The sequence below is a fragment of the Microbacterium sp. CPCC 204701 genome, from assembly GCF_004010105.1.
Classification (GTDB): Bacteria; Actinomycetota; Actinomycetes; order Actinomycetales; family Microbacteriaceae; genus Microbacterium.
The window spans coordinates 1-1,826 of the sequence record NZ_RRYE01000500.1; the positions used below are offsets into that span (position 1 = coordinate 1).

The window sequence follows — 1,826 nt, forward strand, 5'->3', positions numbered from 1 at the left end:
GCACGGCGACGCGGAGTACGATCCGGATGCCTCGGAGCCCGGCTCCGCGCGGCACCGGCTCGAGATCGGCTCGCTGCCCTGGCGCTACACGCGCACCGGCTGAGTCAGGCCGCGAGCAGCCGGCGCACGTGCGCGCCCACGACCTGCGTCTCGATGAGGAAGCCGTCGTGGCCGAAGTCGCTCGAGAGCACGACGGCCCGGTCGCCGTCGAGAGTATTCCGGATGCCGCGTGCGATGCGGTGCTGCCCGTCGACGGGGAACAGGCGGTCGCTGTCGATGCCGAGCACGAGCGCGGTCGCGGTGACGCGCGCGAGCGCGTCCTCGATGCCGCCGCGCTCGCGGCCCACGTCGTGCGAGTTCATCGCCTCGACGAGCGTGATGTAGGAGTTGGCGTCGAAGCGGCGGGTGAACTTGTTGCCATGGAAGTCGAGGTACGACTCCACGGCGAATCGACCGCCGCGGCCGAGCGGGCTCACGCCCGACTGCCATGAGCGCTGGAACCGCTGGTTGAGCTCGGTGGGCGAGCGGTAGTTCAGCAGCGCCATGCGGCGGGCGAGCGCGAGGCCGCGCGTCGGTCCGTCGCCGTCGGCTGCGTCGTAGTACTCCCCGGTCTGGAAGCGCGGGTCGATGCGGATCGCCTCGAGCTGCACCGAGTTCAGGGCGATCTGGTCGGCGGTGTTGACCGGCGGCGCCGACAGCACGCCGACGCGCGCGACGCGCTCGGGGAGAGACACCGCCCACTCCAGTGCGTGCATTCCGCCCATAGAGCCGCCCACGACCGCGGCCCACACGTCGATGCCGAGCGCATCGGCGAGGCGCACCTGCGCGGTGACCTGGTCGCGGACGGTGAGGTACGGGAACCGTGAGGCCCACTCGTATCCGTCGGGACCGATGGATGCCGGACCCGTCGACCCCTGGCATCCGCCCAGCATGTTCGGCGCGATCACGAACCAGCGGTCGGTGTCGATCGGGGCGCCAGGGCCGACGATGTCGTCCCACCACCCGGACGTGGGGTGGCCAGGGCCCGCCGGCCCGCGCACGTGGCTGTCGCCGGTGAGCGCGTGCAGCACGAGCACGGCGTTGTCGCGCGCGGCGTTGAGCTCGCCCCACGTCTCGTAGGCGATGCGGTAGCCGGGAAGCTCACGACCGCCCTCCGTGCGGAACGGCCCGAACGCCGCGAAGTGCCGGTCGCCGACGGGGTCTCCGTCGCGCCACGCGCCCGTCGCCGGCGGGCGCCCGCCGAGCAGACGGGCGTCCGCCTCCGTCACCGGTGCGCTGGGCACGGTGTCTTCGGAGGTCTGCCAGTCCATCCGACCATTCTCGCCTGCGGCGTGCCGGAGCGGCCGCGTGTTACGCGGGGCCGGCGAGGAATCAGGAAAAACGCGGGCTTCGGCGGCGGCTCCCGCGAAGAACCGGCCGATTGTTCCTGCATTCTCAACGGCTTGGCGGCTCCGACGCCTAGAAGGGTGTCGTGTCGTACATCGCTCCGTGCGGGCCGGCGAGCGCGATCGGCTCGCCGTCGCGCGACTGCACGAACCGTGCGCCGACGTCCAGGCCCGGGGGCAGCCGCGTGTCGATCCGCGGGAAGACCCCGGTGCTCTCGTTCGAGAGCCACACGACGGTCCGCCCGATCGCCTGACCGAGTCCGCTCATGATGTCGGCGAAGCGCTCCCGCCCGTCGTGGTCGAGGTAGGGCATCACCGCGCTGTGGAACACCACGACGGTGGCGTCGGCGGGGGCAGCGGCCGCGGCATCCGTCACCGTCTCGAGCAGGTCGCCGCGGATGATCTCCGGGGGATCCGATGCCGCGACTGCCGCGGCGGCGC

At 72.3% G+C, this 1,826-nt stretch carries 2 protein-coding genes; both read right to left on the reverse strand.

Annotation, left to right across the window (positions count from 1 at the left end; genetic code table 11):
- Positions 1–104: 104 nt before the first annotated feature.
- The gene (metX, locus tag EIO58_RS17240) at positions 105–1,310 is read right to left on the reverse strand and encodes a homoserine O-acetyltransferase MetX (protein WP_127820479.1); all 1,206 of its coding nucleotides are present in this window, start codon (positions 1,308–1,310) and stop codon (positions 105–107) included.
- Positions 1,311–1,458: 148 nt separating this feature from the next.
- On the reverse strand, positions 1,459–1,826 hold a 368-nt coding region (locus EIO58_RS17245; RefSeq protein ID WP_127820480.1), incomplete at its 5' end, for a DUF2332 family protein.